The following is an 881-nucleotide window of genomic DNA, read 5'->3' as shown; positions in this document are numbered from 1 at the left end:
ATGCCCGTCAAGAAGAAACCGAAGAAAGAGCTTGCCGAATTCGAGAAGAAAATCAACACAATTTTATGGAATATGGTTTCCGAACAACTTCACTGTAAGTGTGATCGCTGCGTCGGGACGGCTGGCTCCGGGCTGTAGCAGTTCGGACAGCGCCCACCAGGTTTGGTGCTGGTAACCCACTGCGCTCGGAGCGGCGCCGTGCGAGGTGGAGCCCATGGTGTGGCAGTTTCCACCCTGATGGTGATCATGTCTAGGTCCATCCGTACCAGCGGATACTCGTGGCTTGCCTGGTCACGGTACATCGCCGCTGATGGGACGCCTTGCAAGCCAGCGGCCCAGATGCCGGCGTCTTCTGCCTGCCCGCAGAGCGAGCGGGACCGCCTCGTCGTGGCGAGCAGGAGCATGACGTCAACGACGACTGGTTGACGCCCTGGCAAGTCTCTTCCCTACAGCAACGAGACGGCGGCCGGGAGCGGTCGTGGCCGAAGCCCGGCAGCAGGAACGCCGCTTAGCGATCAACAGACCGCTGGGTGGGAGACATGTCGCTCGGGACGCGGCTGGATGCACTCGCCCAGGGCAAGGTCCGTCGCCCTCCGCGCTCCGCCCGTTGATTGAGAAGCACGCGACCTGGTAGACGACAACCTCCTTGCCGACTGAACCTCAGGGAAGCTGGAAGATGACGAGGACGCCGCGAGCGCGATCTGCCGCGAGGCTCGCGAGGAGATCGGCCTTCACCTGGACCGTCGGGCGCTGTCGCTCGCCTCGACCGTGCACTTCCGCAACGAGCACGGCGAGGGCCGGCTCGGGCTGTTCTTCCACGCGCAGTCGTGGGAGGGCGAGCCGGTCAACGCCGAACCGCACAAGTGCGCCCGCCTCGGCTG

Annotated in this window: 1 protein-coding gene; it reads left to right on the top strand. The window is 64.1% G+C overall.

Translation table 11 applies throughout. The features are described from left to right. Positions 1-669: 669 nt before the first annotated feature. Positions 670-881 (top strand): NUDIX domain-containing protein (locus MJ783_RS21255; RefSeq protein ID WP_370651760.1); only part of this gene is annotated, 212 nt, incomplete at its 3' end.

The sequence above is a fragment of the Protofrankia sp. Cj3 genome, from assembly GCF_917627355.1.
Classification (GTDB): Bacteria; Actinomycetota; Actinomycetes; order Frankiales; family Frankiaceae; genus Protofrankia.
This window is presented reverse-complemented; position numbering and strand designations above follow the sequence as displayed.